Consider the following 2707-nt stretch of genomic DNA (forward strand, 5'->3'; position numbering starts at 1 on the left):
GCAAGTTGACTATGAAAAATTTGCCACAGCAACTCTAGCCATCCAAAAGGGGGCTCACTTTATCGGAACCAATCCAGACCTCAATATTCCGACGGAACGTGGTCTTTTGCCAGGTGCTGGTTCACTGATAACACTTCTTGAAGTAGCAACACGAGTAAAACCAGTTTATATCGGGAAACCAAATGCTATCATTATGGACAAGGCAGTTGAGCACTTAGGTTTGAAAAGAGAAGAATTGCTCATGGTTGGGGACAACTACTTGACAGATATCCGAGCAGGGATTGACAATGGCATTCCAACGCTCTTGGTGACGACAGGTTTTACCAAGGCAGAAGAAGTGGCTGACCTGCCAATCGCACCAACTCATGTGGTTTCTAGCCTTGCGGAGTGGAATTTTGATGAAAACTAAACTGACCTTTTGGGGAAGTATGCTCTTTCTCCTCTCACTTTCTATCCTACTGACTATTTATCTTGCTTGGGTTTTCTATCCTTGGGAAATTCAGTGGCTGAACTTAGCGAATCGAGTCTATCTAAAGACCGAAACCATTCAGTACAATTTTCATATCTTGATGAATTACCTGACCAATCCCTTTAGTCAGGTCTTAGAGATGCCGGATTTTCGTTCATCAGCGGCTGGTTTGCATCACTTTGCGGTGGTGAAGAATCTTTTTCACCTAGTACAGCTAGTTGCCCTAGTGACACTTCCAAGTTTCTATTTCTTTGTTAGAAAGATGGTGAAAAAAGGCTTTTTGCCCCTATATCGTAAAAGTATCTTGACTTTAGTGCTATTGCCTTTAGTCATTGGGCTTGTAGGAGTGTTGATTGGTTTTGAGCAATTCTTTACTCTTTTCCATCAGATTCTCTTTGTGGGAGACGATACCTGGCTTTTTGATCCAGCAAAGGATCCAGTTATTTGGATTTTGCCAGAGACCTTCTTTCTCCATGCTTTCCTTTTCTTCTTTGGACTCTATGAAAGTTTCTTTGGTTTTCTTTATTTGAAAAGTCGTAGAATACTTTAATGTGTTGCATTGATAAAACAGAGATGAAGTTAAAAATTCTTACGAGGAGTGAATTAACTTTATCGGAATTGAGTAAATCGTTCGCATACAGTCTATTTTTCTTGAAAAATAGGCTTTTTTTCTAAAAATCCCTAGTCAAGCGCTTTATTTTTTTGTATAATAGAAGCAACAAAGTATAGATAAGAAGAGAAAAGCATGATTACACTATTTTTATCACCGAGCTGTACATCATGTCGTAAGGCAAAGGCCTGGTTAGAGACGCATAAAGTTCCTTTTGAGGAGCACAATATTATGACCAGTCCTTTAACAAGAAAAGAACTACAGCACATTCTTTCCTTGACCGAAAATGGTACTGATGACATCATTTCAACTCGTTCAAAAATTTTTCAAAAATTGGATATTGATGTAGAGAGTATTTCAGTATCGGAGTTGCTTCAGTTGATTGAGCAATATCCTAGTCTTTTGCGTCGCCCAATTATTATAGACACCAAACGCATGCAGATTGGTTTTAATGAAGATGAGATTCGTGCTTTTCTCCCTCGTAGTTACCGTAAACAAGAACTAAAAGAAGCAACATTGAGAGCTGGTATTGGATAGATGAACAAACAGTATAGTTACCCACTAGATTTGTCGTGGAGCACTGAAGAACTTGCTTCAGTGCTTTCTTTTTTTAATGATGTTGAAGCTGCTTATGAAGATAAGGTAGAAGCAAAAAAACTGCTAGATTCTTATAAGGAATTTAAGTCTGTCGTTCCGAGCAAAAGTGAAGAAAAGCGCCTAGGTCGCGAATTTGAAACGGCTAGCGGTTATTCCTTCTATCATGCAGTTCAATTAGCAAAAGAAAAAAGAGAAGGGAAGATTTCTCTTGGAAACTAAATTTGAATTTGCCAAACAAATTGTGCAGGAAGCTGCTGAGTATATTTTGGCTCACATGAAAGAAGATTTGCAGGTTGAGCGAAAGTCTTCCCCTACAGACTTGGTGACGCGTTTGGATAAGGAAGTTCAGGATCTCTTAGTTCAGAGAATTTTGGCATCTTATCCAGAAGACTTGATTTGCGCGGAAGAGGGCTGTTTACGTGCTGCAGTCGGTCAAGGTTCCGTTTGGGTGATTGATCCCATTGACGGTACCAATAATTTTGTTGCCCAGCAGGAAGATTTTGCCGTGATGTTGGCTTATTTTGAAAATGGGATTGGCAAGTTTGGCATCATCTATGATGTCATGAAAGGCGATTGCTATCATGGTGGTGGTGCCTTTCCTCCTTGTTGTAATAATGAGCCCTTACCGGCTTTTAAAAAGAAACCTCTTCAAGAATTTTTAGTTGCCGGTAACTCAGGTATGTTTGAAACCAATGAGTGGGGTTTGGCGGATTTGGGGCGAGCAGCGTTGGGAGTCCGTGTTTACGGCAGTGCGGCCATTAGTTTTGCTAAGGTTTTATCGGGTCGTCTTCTGACTTATATTACCTACCTGCAGCCATGGGATTACGCTGCGGCCAGTATCTTAGGGGAAAGTCTGGGTTATCGTCTTCTTACGGTATCAGGTGAGCCTGCTGATTTTAAAACGCGTCAGCCTGTCATGATGGTGCCAATCGAGATGCAAGAAGAGATTCAGTCTTATATCTACGAAAGGAAAGAAAATTAAATGCAATTTCCAGAAGGATTTGTTGAAAAATATGAAGCGATACTAGAAG

At 40.3% G+C, this 2707-nt stretch carries 5 protein-coding genes; all 5 read left to right on the forward strand.

Features of this window, described 5'->3' with window-relative positions:
* Nucleotides 1-409: HAD hydrolase-like protein (locus SORDD16_RS11550; protein WP_241733950.1), on the forward strand; the 409-nt coding region annotated here is incomplete at its 5' end.
* Nucleotides 399-1019, forward strand: a complete 621-nt coding sequence (locus tag SORDD16_RS03195; RefSeq protein ID WP_061452358.1) for a TIGR01906 family membrane protein — start codon at nt 399-401, stop codon at nt 1017-1019. The genes SORDD16_RS11550 and SORDD16_RS03195, both read left to right, overlap by 11 nt.
* Before the next feature lie 195 nt (nt 1020-1214).
* Nucleotides 1215-1616, forward strand: a complete 402-nt coding sequence (locus SORDD16_RS03200) for a Spx/MgsR family RNA polymerase-binding regulatory protein (RefSeq protein ID WP_004246303.1) — start codon at nt 1215-1217, stop codon at nt 1614-1616.
* Nucleotides 1617-1895, forward strand: coding sequence for a UPF0223 family protein (locus tag SORDD16_RS03205; protein WP_001041959.1), 279 nt, complete (start codon nt 1617-1619; stop codon nt 1893-1895).
* Nucleotides 1885-2658 (forward strand): inositol monophosphatase family protein, encoded by a 774-nt coding sequence (locus tag SORDD16_RS03210; protein ID WP_061452359.1) that lies wholly within the window; start codon nt 1885-1887, stop codon nt 2656-2658. The genes SORDD16_RS03205 and SORDD16_RS03210 overlap by 11 nt, the downstream gene beginning before the upstream one ends.
* Nucleotides 2659-2707 lie beyond the last annotated feature (49 nt).

Origin of the sequence: Streptococcus oralis (assembly GCF_001578945.1) — a bacterium.
In the GTDB taxonomy this organism is placed as follows: Bacteria; Bacillota; Bacilli; order Lactobacillales; family Streptococcaceae; genus Streptococcus; species Streptococcus oralis_Q.

Coding starts and splice junctions, on each gene's coding strand:
- SORDD16_RS03200 (WP_004246303.1), top strand. CDS start 1,215: ATGATTACACTATTTTTATCACCGAGCTGTACATCATGTCGTAAGGCA.
- SORDD16_RS03205 (WP_001041959.1), top strand. CDS start 1,617: ATGAACAAACAGTATAGTTACCCACTAGATTTGTCGTGGAGCACTGAA.
- SORDD16_RS03195 (WP_061452358.1), top strand. CDS start 399: ATGAAAACTAAACTGACCTTTTGGGGAAGTATGCTCTTTCTCCTCTCA.